This is a genomic window from Pseudomonas sp. PME37.24/025 (genome assembly GCF_055556615.1).
This window is the reverse complement of the sequence record NZ_JBVHNK010000021.1, coordinates 47,650-66,178: the sequence shown is the minus strand read 5'-3', so window position 1 is coordinate 66,178 and position 18,529 is coordinate 47,650. Positions and strand designations below refer to the sequence as shown.

General features: G+C 60.0%; 15 protein-coding genes, 1 tRNA gene and 1 pseudogene. 7 read left to right on the top strand and 10 right to left on the bottom strand.

The features are described from left to right. The first annotated feature begins 111 nt into the window (after positions 1–111). Positions 112–852, top strand: a complete 741-nt coding sequence (locus tag ACZ3HH_RS28275; RefSeq protein WP_465809670.1) for an energy transducer TonB — start codon at positions 112–114, stop codon at positions 850–852. Further along, positions 845–1,297 carry a ribosomal protein S18-alanine N-acetyltransferase gene (gene rimI, locus ACZ3HH_RS28270; protein ID WP_007896888.1) on the top strand — a complete coding sequence of 151 codons (453 nt, stop codon included), beginning with the start codon at positions 845–847 and terminating at the stop codon, positions 1,295–1,297. Before ACZ3HH_RS28275 ends, rimI begins: the two co-directional genes overlap by 8 nt. Before the next feature lie 118 nt (positions 1,298–1,415). On the opposite strand, the gene ACZ3HH_RS28265 is transcribed toward rimI, so the two are convergent. Further along, positions 1,416–1,820 carry a serine kinase/phosphatase gene (locus ACZ3HH_RS28265; RefSeq protein ID WP_465809649.1) on the bottom strand — a complete coding sequence of 135 codons (405 nt, stop codon included), beginning with the start codon at positions 1,818–1,820 and terminating at the stop codon, positions 1,416–1,418. A 175-nt stretch (positions 1,821–1,995) separates the two neighbouring features. Here ACZ3HH_RS28265 and can point away from each other — a divergent pair, with 175 nt between their 5' ends. Further along, entirely contained in the window at positions 1,996–2,640 is a 645-nt protein-coding gene (gene can, locus ACZ3HH_RS28260; protein ID WP_052965823.1) for a carbonate dehydratase, read from the top strand. A 4-nt stretch (positions 2,641–2,644) separates the two neighbouring features. Here can and ACZ3HH_RS28255 read toward each other — a convergent pair whose 3' ends face one another. Both ACZ3HH_RS28255 and ACZ3HH_RS28250 read right to left on the bottom strand, forming a co-directional pair. After that, complete coding sequence (locus ACZ3HH_RS28255; protein ID WP_465809647.1) at positions 2,645–3,169, bottom strand: SET domain-containing protein; 525 nt, start codon at positions 3,167–3,169, stop codon at positions 2,645–2,647. A gap of 181 nt (positions 3,170–3,350) precedes the next feature. Continuing rightward, the gene (locus tag ACZ3HH_RS28250) at positions 3,351–4,523 is read right to left on the bottom strand and encodes a hypothetical protein (protein WP_465809645.1); all 1,173 of its coding nucleotides are present in this window, start codon (positions 4,521–4,523) and stop codon (positions 3,351–3,353) included. Positions 4,524–4,763: 240 nt separating this feature from the next. Here ACZ3HH_RS28250 and ACZ3HH_RS28245 point away from each other — a divergent pair. Together ACZ3HH_RS28245 and ACZ3HH_RS28240 are read left to right on the top strand one after the other, a co-directional pair. Beyond that, positions 4,764–5,492, top strand: a pseudogene (locus ACZ3HH_RS28245) (PAS domain-containing protein); the annotation flags it as partial. Next, positions 5,472–6,080: a methyl-accepting chemotaxis protein gene (locus ACZ3HH_RS28240; RefSeq protein WP_465809668.1), complete on the top strand. Its 609-nt coding sequence runs from the start codon at positions 5,472–5,474 to the stop codon at positions 6,078–6,080. The pseudogene ACZ3HH_RS28245 and the gene ACZ3HH_RS28240, both read left to right, overlap by 21 nt. 128 nt (positions 6,081–6,208) lie before the next feature. On the opposite strand, the gene ggt is transcribed toward ACZ3HH_RS28240, so the two are convergent. From ggt to ACZ3HH_RS28225, 3 genes are all read right to left on the bottom strand, one after another. Next, the gene (gene ggt / locus ACZ3HH_RS28235) at positions 6,209–8,053 is read right to left on the bottom strand and encodes a gamma-glutamyltransferase (protein WP_465809643.1); all 1,845 of its coding nucleotides are present in this window, start codon (positions 8,051–8,053) and stop codon (positions 6,209–6,211) included. Positions 8,054–8,191: 138 nt separating this feature from the next. After that, positions 8,192–8,268 (bottom strand) — tRNA-Met (locus ACZ3HH_RS28230). Positions 8,269–8,384: 116 nt separating this feature from the next. Further along, positions 8,385–10,442 (bottom strand): methyl-accepting chemotaxis protein, encoded by a 2,058-nt coding sequence (locus ACZ3HH_RS28225; protein ID WP_465809641.1) that lies wholly within the window; start codon positions 10,440–10,442, stop codon positions 8,385–8,387. Positions 10,443–10,766: 324 nt separating this feature from the next. On the opposite strand from ACZ3HH_RS28225, the gene ACZ3HH_RS28220 reads away from it, so the two are divergent. Together ACZ3HH_RS28220 and ACZ3HH_RS28215 are read left to right on the top strand one after the other, a co-directional pair. Continuing rightward, positions 10,767–11,987: an MFS transporter gene (locus ACZ3HH_RS28220; protein WP_465809639.1), complete on the top strand. Its 1,221-nt coding sequence runs from the start codon at positions 10,767–10,769 to the stop codon at positions 11,985–11,987. 158 nt (positions 11,988–12,145) lie between these two features. Next, the gene (locus ACZ3HH_RS28215; protein WP_465809636.1) at positions 12,146–12,379 is read left to right on the top strand and encodes a hypothetical protein; all 234 of its coding nucleotides are present in this window, start codon (positions 12,146–12,148) and stop codon (positions 12,377–12,379) included. A 68-nt stretch (positions 12,380–12,447) separates the two neighbouring features. Here the strand turns inward: ACZ3HH_RS28215 and ACZ3HH_RS28210 are convergent, their stop codons facing one another. The 4 genes from ACZ3HH_RS28210 to ACZ3HH_RS28195 form a co-directional block, all read right to left on the bottom strand. Further along, entirely contained in the window at positions 12,448–13,761 is a 1,314-nt protein-coding gene (locus tag ACZ3HH_RS28210) for an MFS transporter (RefSeq protein WP_465809634.1), read from the bottom strand. Between the two features lie 467 nt (positions 13,762–14,228). Continuing rightward, positions 14,229–15,587, bottom strand: a complete 1,359-nt coding sequence (locus tag ACZ3HH_RS28205) for an OprD family outer membrane porin (protein WP_465809632.1) — start codon at positions 15,585–15,587, stop codon at positions 14,229–14,231. Positions 15,588–15,649: 62 nt separating this feature from the next. Next, on the bottom strand, positions 15,650–16,996 hold the full coding sequence (locus ACZ3HH_RS28200) for a citrate-proton symporter (protein ID WP_465809630.1): 1,347 nt from the start codon (positions 16,994–16,996) through the stop codon (positions 15,650–15,652). An 83-nt stretch (positions 16,997–17,079) separates the two neighbouring features. Continuing rightward, entirely contained in the window at positions 17,080–18,468 is a 1,389-nt protein-coding gene (locus tag ACZ3HH_RS28195; protein WP_465809628.1) for an amidase, read from the bottom strand. Positions 18,469–18,529: the final 61 nt, after the last annotated feature.

The following is an 18,529-nucleotide window of genomic DNA, read 5'->3' as shown; positions in this document are numbered from 1 at the left end:
ATCAAGCGTGGGCGATCTTGAGCGAAGGGCGGTAGAATCACCGCACTTTAGTTATCCACAAGTGGCCGACCTTTGCTTATCGAGTCTCGTCGCCGCGCTTATTTGACCGCCATGCAGGTGGTCAACTGGCTGCCGCGCACCGAATTGCCCTTTGCTGCGCCCTCACGCCCCGAACTGCTGGAGATGCCCGAGCCGTTGGTCGTCGCCCCGGTTACGCCGGCTCCGGTGGCGCAGGCGCCCGTGGAACCTGCGGCCAAACCGGCCGAGCGGGTGAAGATCGAGGTGCCACGGCCATCGTTGGCCAGCACCCGTACGAACGCCAAGGTCGAAGAAGAGGAGGCTCCGGTCGCGGTCAAGGCGCCGGTCATTCCGCCACCGCGTTTCGCCCTGCAATTGCTGCGCGCAGGTCGTTGCCTGTTGCTGGTGGAGTTACCCACAGGCGAAAGCTTCCAGACCCGCGATCCGGCGTATCTGCTGCTCAAGGACATGCTGCGCGCCGCCGGCCTGCCGGACAGCCCGCAGATCATCGGCGAGCCGGTGCGCTGGCCACTGCTGGCTCGCGGCACCATGGATCAAGGGCCGGAAGCGGCTCGGGATTTCGTACAAGGCTTTCTGTCGGCCCGTCTCGAAGACGCTCCATGCGTCTGCCTGTGGCTGATCGGCTTGCCGGCGGTGCGTTTTGCCGGTGAGGCCAATGCCGAATCCTTCAACCGTGAACTTCAGGTCGAAGGCCTGGGTTCGGTCTGGGCCCTGCCGGGTCTGGAATTATTAATGGAAGAGCCACAGCGTAAGGCTGATGTTTGGCAAGCCATGCGTCGGCTGATGGCGCGCTGGAAAGAATCGAATGAGTGACGCTGTATCGTTCCGCCCGATGACCGAGGCGGACCTGGACACTGTACTGAAAATTGAATACGCGGCTTACAGCCACCCCTGGACCCGCGGGATTTTTCTCGATGGCCTGGGCAAGTACCAGATCTGGCTGATGTTCGAAGGGCAGCAGCAGGTCGGTCATGGCGTGGTGCAGATCATTCTCGACGAGGCACATTTGCTGAACATCACCGTCAAACCGGAAAACCAGGGCCGAGGCCTGGGTTTGACGCTGCTGGAGCATTTGATGTCGATTGCCTACAAGGCAGAGGCGCGGGAATGTTTTCTGGAAGTGCGCGATAGCAACCGGGCGGCATTTCGGTTGTACGAGCGGTATGGGTTCAACGAAATCGGCCGTCGACGGGACTACTACCCCGCGGTGGGTGGGCGCGAAGATGCCGTGGTCATGGCTTGTACATTAGTGGATTGATCCCTGCAGGAGCTGCCGAAGGCTGCGATCTTTTGATCTTTCCATGTCACGGCAACAAAAGATCAAAAGATCGCAGCCTTCGGCAGCTCCTACGTTGGAATCTGCTCAGGTCTGTGGATCAACGCTTGCCATCCATTGGATCGCGCTGCGCCATCTCTGCTTCGTCCAGCCCATTGCCTCCGCCGATGTCGTCCTCATCGACAATGCTCAAATCCCAATCCGCCTGGTCGCCTTCACCCTCTTCGCGGGCGTCTCGTGCGCCGTCTTCACGGATCAAGGTTTCCGGGCTCATGTCATCGTCGGTGGGTTCATGGTCATCGGTCGAGCCCCCGGTCATGCCAGCTTCGCGGATGCGTTCGTCGGGCATCTTCTGCGCGCGCTCGCGTTCGGGGATCAGGTCACCGATTCTGGCGCTAGGTTCTTCCACGTCGAAATCCAGCTCATGCACTGAGCCCATGCGGTCTTCGTTGTCATCGATGGGCTCGGGTTGCGCCTCATCGAACGGACGTCGTGAATCATTCATGGCATTCCCTCATACTGTAGGCCTTACTACAGTTGACCTACTGGGCTTGCGAGAATTCCACCGGCAGGGAGCGCCGGATAGCCATTTAATGCATTAGGGGGTATCTGCATCTCGCGCGTGACCCCGACACATGGTTGTCTGTCAAAGCAGCAAATCATTCTTGAGGCTTCATTGCATGAACGAATTACAAGATCTGATTGATAACAATGAGCGCTGGGCCGACGCGATCACCCAGGAAGATCCTGATTTCTTCGCCAAGCTGGCCCGTCAACAAACCCCAGAATACCTGTGGATCGGTTGCTCCGATGCCCGCGTGCCGGCGAACGAGATTGTGGGCATGCTGCCAGGCGACTTGTTCGTGCACCGCAACGTGGCCAACGTTGTACTGCACACCGACCTCAACTGTCTGTCGGTGATTCAGTACGCAGTCGATGTGCTCAAGGTCAAACACATCCTGGTCACTGGCCACTATGGCTGCGGCGGTGTACGCGCCTCGATGCAGGACCGTCAATTGGGTCTGATCGACGGCTGGCTGCGCTCGATCCGCGATCTTTATTATGAAAAGCGCGACGAACTGGCCAAGTTATCCACTGAAGAAGAACGGGTCGACCGCCTCTGCGAGCTCAACGTGATCCAGCAAGTGGCCAACGTCGGTCATACCAGCATTGTGCAAAACGCTTGGCATCGTGGGCAGAGCCTGTCGATCCACGGTTGCATCTACGGCATCAAGGATGGTCGCTGGAAAAGCCTGAACGCCACCATCAGCGGTTTCGAACAATTGCCACCGCAGTACCGTTTGCGTCCGGTCGAGGCTTTGTAGCCTGTCATCCGAGACTTCGCCGACGCCAATGTTGAAAAAACTGTTCTCCATTGGCATTCGGCGACTCGTCATAGCCAATGATCCATCCCCGGCAACAGGAACAACCGCAGCGGCAGGCGAACTGCCGCAGCAGTTTGTCTTCTGTCGCGGCGAAATCCATCGTCAGCCGGTCACCTTTTTTGATGTCCTTGAGCGCCCATAACCACAGCTCGCTCATGTCGAGAAAGACGTTGGGGTCGCAGGAGTGGCTCAGTAGACCGCAGAAACGCGGATCGTAGACGTGGATGCCTGGTGCCAGCTGCCGGGTGTGCCGGCAGCGATAGGGCAACAGATGTCCGGAAACCCGGCAGATTCGGCTGATGCGGGGGAACTCGCGCAGTGCCGTGACAGCTATTGCCGAGCCCTCAGTGTTGTAGAGGATTTCGAAGTCGTCCCTGGAAGGGAATCCAAGGTGAAGGGGCAACTCTACAAATGGATAGATGCCATTGGGTGGCGGTGGGGGGATTCCTTGTTGGGCGTGGGCTCTCATAACAATCCTTGTCAGATGGGTGCTACAAACTCTTTCAACTGACATCCGGTCAGCTCTGCAGCACTTGGGTACGCCCCAAGCCTCTCGCAAATGAAACAATTGTTCTACTGTCAGATATGACAGGCGAGAAAGGCTCTTTCCCGCGTCAGCCATGGCTCACACGGGAAAGACTGTCATCGTTTTACAAGTGTGGGGCAGGAGCGGAGGTCGCAAGAGACGGGGTCTTCAGCTGCTTCAGCTGAGATTTGACCGTCGTTGTTGCGCATTTGGCCACGGCCTGTTCGGGCGTCAGGTTGCGGATCGAGGTGTAGAACAGCTCGCAGGTTTTTTCTTTCTGGGTCACTTGCCAGGTCTGCGTACAGCTTTTCAGCTGAACAGTAGGATCGGTGCCCGGTTTGCTGCCCATTCCGGCCTGCCAGCACGCGGCGCTCAAATCCTGCCCCATGACTTTCAGGCCCGCGGCGTCGGCCTTGGCCTGGGCATCGCTGCCGCTATAAGCCTCGGGGTCGGCGGCGTACCAGATATAACTTGGATGGTTGGAACCCAGTACTGGCACCTTCACGCCCTCGCTCGGGCTGATGGTTGCCAGGCCCAGTATGTCCACGGTCTGCCCGTATTGTTGCTTGATCCAGTTGCGCACCGGGGCGCCGAAGGCAACCATTGGCAACGCCGCACCGCTGGCGTTTTGGCTGACTTCCTTGACCATGGTGGTCTGGTAGTCCGTGAAGTAGTTGTAGACGCCCTCCAGGTCCTTGCCGGCGCTGGATGGCGCGGCAATCGGCGCGATGTCGATGATGGTCTGATAGCCCGGTGTCTGGTCGACGGGGATGCCATTGGCGGTCAACAACGTGGCCCAACGGTCGGTGGTCTTGGACTCCAGATAATCCTGGGCCTGGGTCAGCGAGTAATCCGGCGGGAAGTGCAGCAGCTCAACGCTTTTGCGGTTTTCCAGTGCCATGCCCAGCGGCAGGAAAAGGTACCAGTTATAGGTCCATTTACCATCGGTCCTCAACTTGCTGGCGCCGTTGTAGGCCAGATCCCCAGCCTTGAGCAAGGCGGTCAATGGCTTGTCATAACCTTTGGGCACGCCGCTGATATTGGCGTAGAGCTGCTTATTATCGGTTTTGACCAGCACTTTTGCGGTTGTGTAACCATCGCGTTGTACGCTTTGAGTCAGGTAGTGCTCGACTGTCTGTTCCAGTGTCCAATTGCGATAGCAGATGACGTTGCAGTTATTGGGATAGGCGAACAACTGGGTGACACGTTCGGTACTGCCCAGATTCAGATCGACATCGGCGTGGGCGGTGGCACTCAGGGTGAGTGCGGCGAGGGTGAGTCCTGCGAGTTTGAACATGCTCAGATCCTTTTCAGCGTGAGCCCTCGAAGGCGGGGCGAGTACATACTGAAACTACTTGTGTCGAGCGGTCCAGTGCCCTTGTGAAAAGAGTGCCAGTCAGAGCGCGTCTACGGTAGGAAGCTGTCATACCGCCACTATTTTTGTAGGACAATCCTGAAACGCTCTTAAGAAAATATCTCCAAGGCCGATGGTTACGCTGTAAGCCGCTTTCTACCTACTGTCCATCGGTACTTTCCCATGTTTAACAAACGCTTGAAGCAGGAGCTGTCGGCTCTTCGCGAAGAACTCTCCAGCCTTCAGCAAGTCAAGGAGAGCCTGGACAGCGAGATGCTGGTCCTGACCCTTGACCCCGATGGCCGAATTCAATCGGCCAACCGGAATTTCATGGGTGAAATGTTCTACAAGGGCAACGATCTGGTCGGCCGGCACATCGAAGACATCGTCCCGGCCCATGTTAAATCGGACGAATTCCACCACCGCTTCAAGACTGCACTGACCCGTGGCGAGCACTTTGCCGGCGCGATCCGTTTGTTGCGCGGCAATGGTGCCGAAGCCTGGCTGCGGTCGATCATACAGCCGGTGCGGTCCTCGGATGGTCGAATCAGGAACTTCTCGATTTACTCCAGCGACTTGACCCGTACCATCGAGGCGTCCCGTGAGCATGAGAACCTGATCGGCGCACTGGTACGCTCGACGGCGGTCATCGAGCTCGATCTCAATGGCAACGTACTGACGGCCAACGAGCGGTTCCTCAATGGCATGGGTTACAGCCTGGCGCAGGTCCAGGGCAAACATCACCGCACCTTCTGCGCGCCAGAAGAATACAACAGCGCCGAATATCAGAACTTCTGGCGCCGTCTGAACGCCGGCGAGTTCGTGGCCGATCGATTCAAACGCATCGACAGTCATGGTCGTGTGGTCTGGTTGGAGGCTTCCTATAATCCGGTGGTCGACGCCAACAACAAGCTCTACAAAGTGGTGAAATTCGCCACGGTGATTACCGATCAGGTCAATCGGGAGCAGGCTGTCGCTGAAGCCGCCGACATTGCCTACAGCACCTCGCAGCAAACCGACAATAGCGCCCAGCGCGGTACCACTGTTGTCACTCAAGCGGTAAACGTCATGCGTGATCTGGCCAGGCATATGCAAACCGCTGGCGAAGGCATCGAAGCGCTGAACGAGCAATCATTGGTCATTGGCACCATCGTCAAAACCATCAGTGGCATCGCTGAGCAAACCAATCTTTTGGCGCTCAACGCGGCCATCGAAGCGGCTCGCGCGGGTGAGCAGGGTCGAGGTTTTGCCGTGGTGGCTGACGAAGTCCGGCAACTGGCCTCGCGCACCAGTCAGGCGACCGACGAAATTGTCGGCGTCGTACGCCAGAACCAGGACATGGCGCGCAACGCGGTGGCCCTGATGACCGATGGCAAACTCCAGGCGGAACAGGGGCTGGCGCTGGCGGCGGAGGCGGGCACGGTGATTGTCGAGATCCAGGACGGGGCGCAGAAAGTGGTGAACGCGGTTGGGCAGTTTGCCAATCAGTTGGCGACGTGATGCTATCTATCCGACATGAACAGCTCTAAAGGGTCTGACGTGATTCTGCGGCTTGATCAGACCTGGATTCTTCGCTAATAAAAAAAGGCCTACCTCCCGGTAAGCCTTTTCTCATTTCTGCATATGACTCAATCCCCCAACGCTTCCCCCTCACGCCGTGGATCGGCCCCGCCGTCCAACGCCGCTTTCCCCTGCGCATCCTTGACCCGAACAATCGCCTGGGTTCCGCTGGTCATGTCGATCTCGTTTACGCTGTGCCCTTTTTCCTTCAGTGCCTGAATCAGCTCTGCGCTGAACTGCCCCTGTTCCAGTTCGGTCGGGCCGTTGCGGCTGCCGAAGTTGGGCAGGTTGATGGCCGCTTGCGGGTCGAGGTTCCAGTCGAGCAGGCCGATGGTGGATTTGGCCACGTATTCGATGATCTGCGAACCACCGGGGGAGCCGACGGTGGCCAGGAACTCGCCGTTCTGCCGGTCGAAGATCAGCGTGGGCGCCATGGACGAGCGCGGGCGTTTACCCGGTTCGACGCGGTTGGCGACTTTTTGTCCGTTCTCTTCGGGGATGAACGAGAAGTCGGTCATCTGGTTGTTGAGCAGGAAACCCTGGACCATCAGGTGCGAGCCAAACGCTGCTTCCACAGTGGTGGTCATGGACACGGCGCCGCCTTCGTCATCGACCGCCACTACTTGTGACGTGGAAATGCGCAGTGGCGAGCGGTCCGGCGCATAGGCAACCTGAATCCCCGGCGGGGTGCCGGGTTTGGCCAGGCCCATGCTGCGGTCGCCAATCAACTCGGCGCGGCTGGCCAGATACGTTGGGTCGATCAGACCTTTTACCGGCACGGGTACGAAGTCGGTGTCGGCGACATACTGCGCTCGATCGGCGTAAGCCAGGCGCTCGGCCTCGGCGATCAGGTGCACAGCTTCCGGGGCTGGTTCGATGCCCGCCGGTTTGCTGGTCTTGACCGGTTTGAGTGGTGCCAGGGCAAAACGCGTATCGCGGGATTCCAACGCCTGCAAGGTGCCGAGGATTTGCGCCACGGCGATCCCGCCCGATGACGGTGGCGGCATGCCACAGACTTGCCAGCGTTTGTAGTCGGTGCACAGCGGCGTGCGTTCCCTGGCCTCGTAGCCTTGGAGGTCGTTCAGTGACAGGCTGCCGGGGTTGGTATGGCCCTGAACCCTGGCGACGATCTCTTTTGCGATCGGTCCCTTGTACAGGGCATCGGGACCTTCCTTGGCAATACGTTTCAGCGCCGCGGCAAGTGCCGGATTTTTCAGTTGCGTACCGATGGCTTTCGGGCTGCCATCGGCATTCAGAAAGTAGGCGGCCATGTCCGGTGAGCGCGGTATGAACGCATCCGCCGCGATCAACTGATGCAGTCGTGGCGAAATGGCGAAGCCTTGTTCCGCAAGCTTGATGGCGGGCTCGAACAACTTCGCCCACGGCAGGCGGCCGTGCTTCTGATGGGCCAGTTCCAGCACTCGCAACACACCCGGCGTCCCCACCGAGCGCCCGCCGATCTGTGCCTGGGTGAACGGCATCGGTTTGCCATCGGTTTGCAGAAACAGTTTCTCGGTGGCGCCGGCCGGAGCGGTTTCGCGACCGTCGTAGGTGCGCACAGCCTTGCCATCCCACAGCACAATCAATGCGCCACCGCCGATACCCGACGATTGCGGCTCGACCAGCGTCAACACCGCTTGCATGGCAACGGCTGCATCAATCGCCGAGCCGCCCTGACGCAGCATCTCCCGTCCGGCTTCGGCTGCCAGTGGGTTGGCGGCTGCGGCCATGTATTTGGAGGCATGCCGGGTCTGCAGGTCGGTGCGATAAGCGGAGGCGACTTCCGGGGCGACCGGCAGAGTAGAGGCTGACGGCGAAGAGGGCGGTGCATTACACGCCGCGAGGGTTAAAGCGGTGGTGATCAGCGAAAAGGCTGACAGGCGATAGCGGCTCAAGTGGAAGGCTGAGAACACGCAGGGCACTCCGTCCATGGGATAAAAGGTCCGGGGACTTTATCGGCCGAGAGAGTGGTACGCAAATCAGGGTTTCCTCGCCACTTTTCTCGAGGCATAAAAAAACGGCCTACCTTTCGGTAAGCCGTTTTTAGTACTTGGTGGCTACACAGGGACTTGAACCCCGGACCCCAGCATTATGAATGCTATGCTCTAACCAACTGAGCTATGTAGCCAAGTGGCGCGCATTATTCACCTGGAATGAAGATGCGTCAAGCGTAAATCTAAAATATTTCTCCACACTTTCAACCGCTTATCCCGTTGACCCGAAAAATCGGGCCAGGGGAGGGTGTCAACCGAGCTGAAATCTTCCGGTATTCGCACTCAGGGCCTTGCTACCCTGGCTCAAGGTGTCCGCCGCCAGGTTCACCGCCCGTGCGCCTTCAAGCAAGCGTACCGCCGCCTGATCGACTTGCTGGATGTTGCCGCTGACTTCATCGGCGGTGCTCGCTTGCTCTTCGACGGCGGTGGCGATCTGCGCCAGGGTGTCGGTGACGCTCTGCACCGCGCTGGCGATTTCCCCCAGTCGCTCGCCGAGACCGGTGACCGCTTGCGCGTCCGATTGTGCCTGGCCGCAGGCGGCTTCCATCAGGCTTACGGCTTCGTTGACGGTGCTGCGCAGGCTGTCGACGGTGCCGGCGATCTGCGCGGTGGAGGACTGGGTACGTTGCGACAGGCTGCGTACTTCATCGGCCACCACGGCAAAGCCACGACCCTGTTCGCCGGCCCGTGCGGCCTCGATGGCGGCGTTGAGGGCCAGCAGGTTGGTCTGCTCGGCGACGCCGCGAATAGTATCGACCACCAATTGAATCTGCTGCCCTTGCTCGCTGACCCGACCCAGCGCCGCCGCAGTGTCGTTCAAGCGCTGATTGAGCTGCTGAATGCTCGCCGTGGTGCGTTGACTGTCGCGGCTGCTGTCGGCGGCGATGCGCTGGGTGTGCTGAGCGCTGCCTGAGGCCTGTTCGCAACTCTGGGCGACCCCTTGAGAGGTCGCGGCCAATTGCGTGGCCGCAGCGGCGATCTGGCTGATCTGCAACTGCTGAGCCTCGACTTCGCCAAGCGCGCCGCTGGAGTGATCGTTGAGGATGCGCACCGCATTGCTCAGTTGCAGGGTTTCGTGATCGACCCCCAGCAGGCTATTGCGCAATTGCACCACGGCGACGTTGAGGGCGGTGCTGATCGCCGCCAATTCGTCGCGGCCCTGCACCGGTACTTGCAGGCTCAGGTTGCCGTCGCGCAACGCTTCGGCCAACAGCGTGATGCCGCTGGCGCTGCGACGGATCGAGGCCTGCAAACAGATGAACAGGTACAACGCGGCCAACAGCAGGCAGCCAAAAACTGTCGCCACCAGGATGAACTGGCGGATGGCCGAGCCGTGGTAATAATCCAGCCGCTGATCCAGCGAAACCAACGACTGCTGGCGCAGTGAGGCGAGGTCGCCGAGGAGGGCGTCGAGGCTGCGTTCAAAGTCTTCCGGCTTGAGATTGATGCTGCCGCCAAAGACGCCCTCGTCCAGCACTTTCAAACCGGCGTCCAGGTGCTTGAGACTGTCGTGGTATTGCCCGGCCCAGGTTTGCAGAGCGCTGGGCAGGCGTGCTTCCAGCAGGCTGGCGGTTTTCACCAGCTGCTCCCGGGCATCGCCGATGCGGCTGCGCAAGTCCCGCAGTTGCAGGCGGCTTTGCAGGGTGAACTGCCCCGAGACCACTGACGCCTGGCCGACCGCGGTAAGACGGCCGACGCGCTCGATCAGGTCCGGTGCATGTTGGGTAGAAATCTGTGTCAGCAACCAGGTTTCCAGCCACGGCGCCAGGGTCAGGCGATTGTCCATCGCGATTTGTTCGCGCAAGGCTTGCAGGGCACTCAGGGCATTGGTGAAGCGATCGTAGCCGTCCGGCCACCAACCGACGCTGCTCAGGCTTTTCGAGTCCAGGCCGGTGAGCGCGGTTTGCAGGGCTTGATAGCGGGTGAGGATTTGGCCCTCGGCGCCTTCGGTTTTCAGGGCATTGCCCAGGTCCGTAGTGGCTTGGGCGACGGCTGGCTGAACCGCGTCGAACGCTGCCATCGCCGCGATGGTTGCGGGTGTCGGCTGGCGATTGGTTTCGGTGGCGCGCCAACGAGCGGCACGGTCACGCTGGGCGGTGAGCAGATTGTCGAGCGCATCCAGGGCAAGCAATTGACGAACCCCGGCGCGTTCGCCCGAGATCAGATTCAACTTGTCACGATAATCCTGACCGATCATCCACAGACTGCCCGCGAGTGGCAGGATAAACAGCAGAAACAGCAGCTGAAATTTGCGCGCGAAGCCGAAACGCCCCAGCAGCCCGATCCCCGGTGATAAAAAAGCCTGCATGCCTCATGACTCCTCTGGACACCACGCACCATTGGCGTGCGTCGAGGTCATTGCGACCGCGACTTGTGCCCTTCTAAAAGGCCTCGAAAGTTCACCCTTGGTCCGCTCTGTAGGCCGACTCTGTAGCGAAACTTCCCATTCTCGGTTCCCTTTGTAAGGGGCCGCGTTGAAGCGGATAAACAAGGCAAGATTCAGACCATGGCTTTGCGCTATCACCTTCTTTTTTGAAGTCGTTAGCAGGCTAAGGGGATGGCGCTACTGCACCGAAAAATGGCACATTGACCGGCCTGCCAGTGCGCACCCATCCGCAGTACGGAAACTCTCATGGCTATCAGCAACGCTCAGTCCGCCGCCGCCACGTCGGCGCCCGCCACTTCGCAAAACAGTCCGCTGGTCATGCGCATCATCGGCGCGGTGGCGCTGGCACATCTGATCAACGACCTGATTCAGTCGGTGCTGCCATCGATCTATCCGATGCTCAAGGCCAACTATGGCCTGACCTTCACCCAGATCGGTCTGATCACCCTGACCTTTCAACTGACGGCCTCGCTGTTGCAGCCATGGGTCGGTTACCACACTGATCGTCATCCAAAACCCTGGCTGTTGCCGGCCGGTACTGTCTGCACATTGATCGGCATTCTGATGATGTCTGTGGTCGGTAGCTTCCCGATGATTCTGCTGGCGGCGGGGTTGATCGGTGTCGGCTCATCGACCTTTCACCCGGAAGCTTCTCGTGTAGCGCGATTAGCCTCGGGCGGGCGTTTCGGCCTGGCGCAGTCGACGTTTCAGGTCGGCGGTAATGCGGGCTCGGCTTTCGGGCCGTTGCTGGCGGCGGCGATCATCATTCCCTACGGTCAGGGTCATGTGGCGTGGTTCGGATTGTTCGCGCTGTTTGCGCTGTTCGTGCTGTATCGGATCAGTCGTTGGTACGCCAACCACCTGAACCTGTTCAAGCTCAAACAAGGTCAGGCCGCGACTCACGGCTTGTCGAAAGGCCGGGTGATCAGCGCACTGGTGGTACTGGGGTTGCTGGTGTTCTCCAAGTATTTCTACATGGCCAGCCTCACCAGTTACTTCACGTTCTATCTGATTGAAAAATTCGACCTGTCGGTGTCCAGTTCGCAGTTGCACCTGTTCCTGTTTCTCGGTGCGGTAGCGGCGGGGACCTTCTTCGGCGGGCCGATCGGCGACAAGATCGGGCGCAAGGCAGTGATCTGGTTCTCGATCCTCGGTGTGGCGCCGTTCACGCTGCTATTGCCCCATGTGGACCTGTTCTGGACCAGTGTGTTGAGCGTGGTGATTGGTTTCATTTTGGCTTCGGCGTTCTCGGCCATAGTGGTGTATGCGCAAGAACTGGTGCCGGGGAATGTCGGGATGATTGCCGGGGTGTTCTTCGGCCTGATGTTCGGCTTCGGCGGGATTGGCGCTGCGTTGCTCGGGCATCTGGCGGATGTCCACGGCATCGAGTATGTGTATTTCCTGTGTTCGTTCCTGCCGCTGCTTGGGGTGTTGGCGATCTTCCTGCCACGCACCAAAAAGGTCTGAACCGGACTGACCTGCATAGAAATTTTGTAGTGTTAACAGGGCGTCAGCAGCCGAGATTGCCATTTGCGCAAAAAGTCTGGACGCCCAAGTCAGCGGCGGCATCGGACCGCAACGCTCGGTGTCTTCCATGATCATCAAGTCCCAAGGAATATAGGCCCATGAGTCTCTACAGTCAGTATGCCTTGGCCTGCGTGGGAATGATGCTGCTGTACATTTGTGTAAGACGCTACGTACTCAGGAAATGGCTGGGTATTGCTCTGGTCGGTTTGGGCTTTGGCGTGATGTTTGTGCTGCCGCCCTACATTGGCGGCATCGATGTCGGGATCTTTGCAATCGCGGGAGTGGGGGCGGGGTCTTCGATGTTCTTCAATCGGAGTAAGTACCGAGTCTGAACATAACGTTGGCGGCTCCCGATAAAGGAGCCGCCATAGCATTTGTTGTGCTGGTTTTACCCATAGGTTCAGGCGCCCGTAACTACCGAAACATCAGCCGAGGACGATGAGCGAAAACCGTAGAACAATGCCATGAGGGCCCCGACGGTGCCCATGATTACGCAATAGCCTACGCAAACCCAAGGGCTCCATGGCATCAGCCCGATCAGCAGCAACGGCGTGGTACTGGCCCAGAGTGCGTAGGCAATATTGTAGGTAAAGGAAATGCCGGACACCCGGATCCGAGTCGCAAACAACCCCACCATTACCGAGGGCACGGCGCCCACCACGCCGCAGGTCAGGCCAGCCAGGGCATAGGCCCCGCCGATCCAGAAGCCGCCATTGATCAGACTGGCGTAGAGCACCGCCGTCCCTACCGGCAGCAGCAGGCTATAAATCAGCACCGCACGCCAGGCGCCGATTCGGTCAACCAGTAATCCCGCCAGTACACAGCCGATATTCAGGAACACAATGCCCAGGCTACTCAGCGCGAACGTATGGCTGGCACTCATGCCGAAGCTTTTCTGCATGACGGTGGGGGTGATCACCACCAGCACCACCACCGCCGATGTCAGCACGCAGGTCAAAAGCATCGCCGGCAGGATGGCCTGGCGGTGATCGCGCAACACCGTCAGCAATGGCAACTCCGCATCCATCTCACGTCGCGCCTGCAAGGCCATGAACACTGGGGTTTCGCTCAGCCAGCGCCGCAGCCAGACCCCGATCACTCCGAATACACCGCCGAGCAGAAAGGGGAAACGCCAGGCGAAGTCGAGGATTTCGACGGGGCTGTAGACCCTCGCCAGGAGGGTCGCGGTCAATGCCCCCAGCAAATAGCCGAACGTCAATCCTGCCTGCAATACACCCAGGGCATAGCCACGATGCCCGGCCGGGGCGTGCTCGGCCACGAACACCCAGGCGCTAGGCACTTCGCCACCCACCGCGGCACCTTGCAGCACCCGCAACAGCAGCAGGATCAAGGGGGCCCAGTAACCAATCTGTTCATAGGTCGGCATGATCCCGATCAGCAGGCAGGGCAAGGCCATCATCAGAATGCTCAGACTGAACACCCGCTTGCGCCCCACTCGATCAGCGAAGTGCGCCATCAGAATGCCGCCCAGCGGGCGTGCCAGATAGCCGGTGACGAAAATCCCGAAACTCTGCAGCAAGCGCAGCCACTCAGGCATCTCTGGCGGAAAGAACAACTGGCTGAGGGTCAGGGCGAAGAACACAAAGATGATGAAGTCGTAGATTTCCAGTGCGCCACCCAGCGCCGCCAGACCCAGGGTCTTGTAGTCAGACCGGGAAAAGCGACCGGGTTGTGAATAAATGTGGGCCGTCATAAAGGGACTCTAAGCAGGTATTCATGAACATTCGCGACTGAAACAGCATTCGAAACCAAGCCCTCAAACAGGCCATGCCGTTCAAACAATGCCGTATATAAGTCGGCAATGGTCCATCCAATTACCGGTCAGGACAACCAGACAATGCATCTGGGTTGCTTTTTAGCGCCGGGGGAGATCCCAAGACGCAAAAAATCCCCGTATCAGCAAGTGATTACGGGGATTTTTAGTTTACCGAGGTCCGTGTAAATCCACGGTCATCGTTAGACGTTGACTCTGCCCTGGGTAGAGGCAGATATGCGGGACTTGGATGATGGGCTGGTGGCCGTGTCGATTGCTGATGAGAGCCTCGGATGCATTCGCATCGACCTCTGCGTATAGCGCAACCGTCCCCGTTCGGTGGCGGTGCTCAAGTGCCAGGAAACGATGGCGGGTGCGATGCAGCACTGTGTTCGCTGAACTGAGCCTCAGAATAGGTTGATCGGCACGTTGGCGACGATGCGGAACTCGTCGTAACTGCCGTCAATCTGCCCGCCGCTGGCGCGGTGGTTGTAGACGATGGTGCGCAGCACCGAGTTTTTGAGTTTTCCGGACTGGATGATGTAGCCCAGCATCAAACCGTTTTCGTTGTGTTTCGCGTCGTCCAGGCCGCGCACGTTGTAGCCGGTATTGCGGCCGTAGCGGTCGCCGTCGTAGTGGGTGCCGTCGATGTCCCAGCCTTTGGCGTGCCACAGGCTGGCGGTGAGACCAGGGACTCCGTAGATCGTGAAGTCCAGGTCGTAGCGCAGTTGCCAGGACTTTTCGTTGGGGCCGTTGTAGTCCGCGTATAACGAGTTGGCCATGTAGTTGCCAGTGGATTCCCACACATAGTCAAAGTACTCGTTGCCGAATACTTGCTGCCAGGCAAGCGTCAGGCTATGGGTCAGGTGAGTGGCGGTGAAGGCCAGGCTGGCGGCGTTGTTGTCGATGTAGCCGAGGTTCTTCTTGCCTGAATCACTGGTGTGGTAGTAGTTGAAGGCGGTCTTGAGGGCCAGATCACCTGGGTCGCCCATGCGGTGCGTAACGCCGACGTAGGTCTGGTCCCACATGTCTTCGAAACGCGACGCGTAGACGCTGGCTTCCAGCCCATAACCCGGTTTGACCGTAGCCCCCAGGTAGCTGATGCGCGCGCCACTGTAGGCGCGGTTGCCGAAGGTGGTGGTCAGCTTTTCGGCGCCGGTGCCGGTGCGCGGAATCGCCCGTTCGAAGCTGCCGCCCTGCATCGACAGCCAGTCGAGTTCGTTGCTGAACAGGCCCACGCCCTGGAAGCTGGAGGGCAGGGCGCGGTTGTCCTTGTAGCGCAGGATCGGATTGTCGGTCATTAGCCGGCCGGCCTTGAGCTCGGTGTTGGACAGGCGAACACGCACATCACCTACACCCAGGCGACTCCATGTGGGAATCGCATCGCCGTCGCCGTCTACCAGCACCCGGTCGCCGCCGTTGGCCACCTTTCCGTGGCCGCGCTCCAGGTTTACGGCACTGAAGATCCCTGCATCCATGCCGAGGCCGATCAGGCCCTGGGTATAGCCGGAGCTGTACTTGAGCATGCTCGCCTGCACCCAGGTTTCGCGAACACGGGTGGGTTCGATGCCGCCGGGTTTCTTGATGATCAGGTGAGTGGTGCGTTTGGTGTGTTGGTTGGAATAGTAGTGACGTAGGTTCAGGTCCAGGGTACTGCCTTCCAGAAAGCCTGGCGCGTTAGCTTGGGCTTGCTCTCGGGAAAATGGCTGAGCGAAAGCCTGGGTGCTGGATGCCAAAGTGACGGCCAGCAAAAGACGTGGATACATGGTAAATCCCGTACAAATCAGATGTAAGGCAACCGTCCCGGAAAGGCCTGGGGACGCGTTTATCAGCGGACCTGGGCTTCTGCAAGCCGGATTTCGCGGGCGGGCCGTTCGGGCAGCGACGGACGCGTTTCCTTGGCGAACCAGGCGGCGGTCAGGCACACAAGGTTAGCGATCAGCAGGTACCAGACCGGTGACATCGGGTCACCGGTGGTGCCGATCAGCCAGGTAATGATGATCTGCGCCGTACCGCCAAACGCTGCTACACCGAAGGCGTAGACGATGGAGAAACCGGTGGCGCGCACCGATTTCGGGAAGCTCTCCACCAGCAACACGATCAACGCTGCGCCGCTCATGCCATGCAGACCCGAGAGGACCGCCAGGGTCAGCAGGAAGGTCGCCGGGCTGGGGTGCTCGGTCATCAGTTGCAGGGCCGGAAACAGGATCAACAGCAACACCACTCGGGGCGTCATCAGGGTCACCCGACGCCCGAAGCGGTCGCAGAGCATGCCACCCGCCACCGCGCACACAGCCATGGCAGCACCGGCCACCAGGGTCGAGAGCATGGAAATGCTGGTGGGCAGCTTCAATTCGGTGAGGGCGAAGGTGGTCATGTAGTTCAGGAAGTACTGGGTGATGGTGCTGCCGGAAAGAATCAGCAGCCCCAACACCAGAGCGCGCCGGTGTTTGCCGCCTATTTCCCGTACCAGGTCGCCGGTGCTGGTTTGCTCGCTATGGCCGTGGAAGGTTTCGGCAAGATTGCGGCGGATGTAGATACCGATCGGCAACACCAGCAGGCCGAACACGAACGGTACGCGCCAGCCCCAACTATTGAGGTCTTCCGGGGACAGGACTTTTGTCAGGATGAACCCCACCAGCCCGGCTACCATGGCGGCGACGCCCTGGGCAACCACTTGCCAGCAGGCGTAGGTGCCGCGTTTGTGGGGGGGGGCCGCTTCAAGGATGTAGGTGGTGGCGGGGCCGGCTTCACCGCCCCAAGCCAGGCCCTGGATCACGCGGGTGACCACCAGCAGGATCGGCGCGGCGATGCCGATGGTCTCGTAGCCGGGCAATATCGCGATGCTGCCGGTGCCCACAGCCATCATCACCAGGGTCAGAAGCATCGCCGGTTTGCGCCCGACGCGGTCTGCGTAGGCGCCGATCAGCACCGCACCCAGGGGCCGGACGATAAAGCCGGTGCCGAACGCGACGACCGATAGCATCAGGCTGACGAAGGCACTGTCGGACGGGAAAAACGTGTGGCCGATCATCACCGCAAAAGTTGCGTATACACCAAAGTCGAAAAATTCCACGGCGTTACCCAGGACTACAGCGAAGATGCTCTTCTTGCCGGCGTCCGGGGGTGATGTGTCGAGTGCAGGATCGGGTCGTGTCAATTGTTGTGTGGGCATTCCATTGCCTTTCAGGTCGATAGAGCTCTGGCCAGGACGGCCCGGAGCTACAAGATGGGAGGGGAGTTCTTGAAGGGTCGAAGTCAGGCAGGATTCGGCCAGCAGTGGATTGCGCCACGCCAGTTTTCGTAGGTTTTTGCGATTTGCAGCAGCCATTGATCGGCAAAGCGCGGGGCGATCATCTGCAGCCCGATGGGCATGCCGTCGGCGGCGAAACCGCAATTGATCGACAGCGCCGGTTGTTCGCCCATGTTCCAGGGCACAGTGAACACGATGTGTTCGAACGGTTGCTGCGGGTCATTGCTCGGTGACGGCCAGTCGGCCGCAAAGGCGTTGATCTGGTTGGTGGGGGAGAGCACCAGGTCGAATGTGTCGAACAACTGAGCGGTGCGGCGGCGCATTTCGAAGGTCTGATTGAAGCCCCGTACGGCTTCCACTCCGGTGATATCGGCGCCTGGGGCGGCCCAGTCGCGGATGTACGGCAAGACTTTGTCGAACTGCTCGCTGCTCAAGGCCGACAGTTCGGCCCATTGGCGAGCGCGCCAGAACTGGTCGAGGCCGTCGAGCTGGGCGCGGTCCATGATCGGCGCAATCAAGGTGACCTTGGCACCGTGGGCTTCGAACATCCCCGCTGCTTGCTCCACGGCTTTACAGACGAAATCTTCAGGTGCGAGGCCGGCGCCGGGTTCGAGCATCAGGCCGACACGCAGGCCCTTTACCGACAGCGGCTGATTGCTCCATTCAGTGGTGAGCGGTGGCAGGCTGGTAGCGTCGCGGGAATCGGGGCGGGCCAGGTGTTGCATCAACAACACGCAATCATCGACCGTGCGAGTCATGGGGCCGGCCGTGCGGCCGGTGTAATACGGGTCGATGGGGATGCGCCCCAGCGTCGGCTTGAAGCCGACCAGCCCGCACCAAGCCGCGGGCAGTCGCACCGATCCGCCAATGTCGGTGCCGACGTGTAGCGGCCCGTAACCGGCTGCTGCGGCGGCCGCCGCCCCGGAACTCGAGCCGCCAGTGTTGTTGGCTGTGTTCCAGGGGTTGCGGGTGATGCCGTGGAAGCTGGAAAGGCCTGAAGAGAGCATACCGAAATCCGGAACGGTGGTCTTGGCCAGGATGATTGCCCCGGCTTCACGCAAGCGCGCGGCGGGCGGTGCATCCTTCAGCGCCGGCGTCAGGCGGGTGGCGGCGCTGCCCAAAGGGATGGGCAGGCCCTCGGTGGCGATCAGTTCCTTGAGGGTCACCGGCACACCGTCGAGGGCGCCGTTGGGTTGGCCTTTGTTCCAGCGTTCGGTGGAGGCTTGGGCCTGCTGACGCACTTGTTGCGGGTCGAAGGCGTAGAGCGCATTGATCTGCGGCTCCCAGCGGTCGATGTGGGTCAGAAGCTGGTCGTAGTAGTCGATGGGAGTGAGTTGCCGGCTGGCGAATCGGGCCAGCAGTTCGGCGGCCGTGAGGGTGTGCAGGTCACGCATCAATCTCTTCCTTGGGATGGGTGCAGTGGGGCGACTATATACACCCCGCTGTGCATCGGCC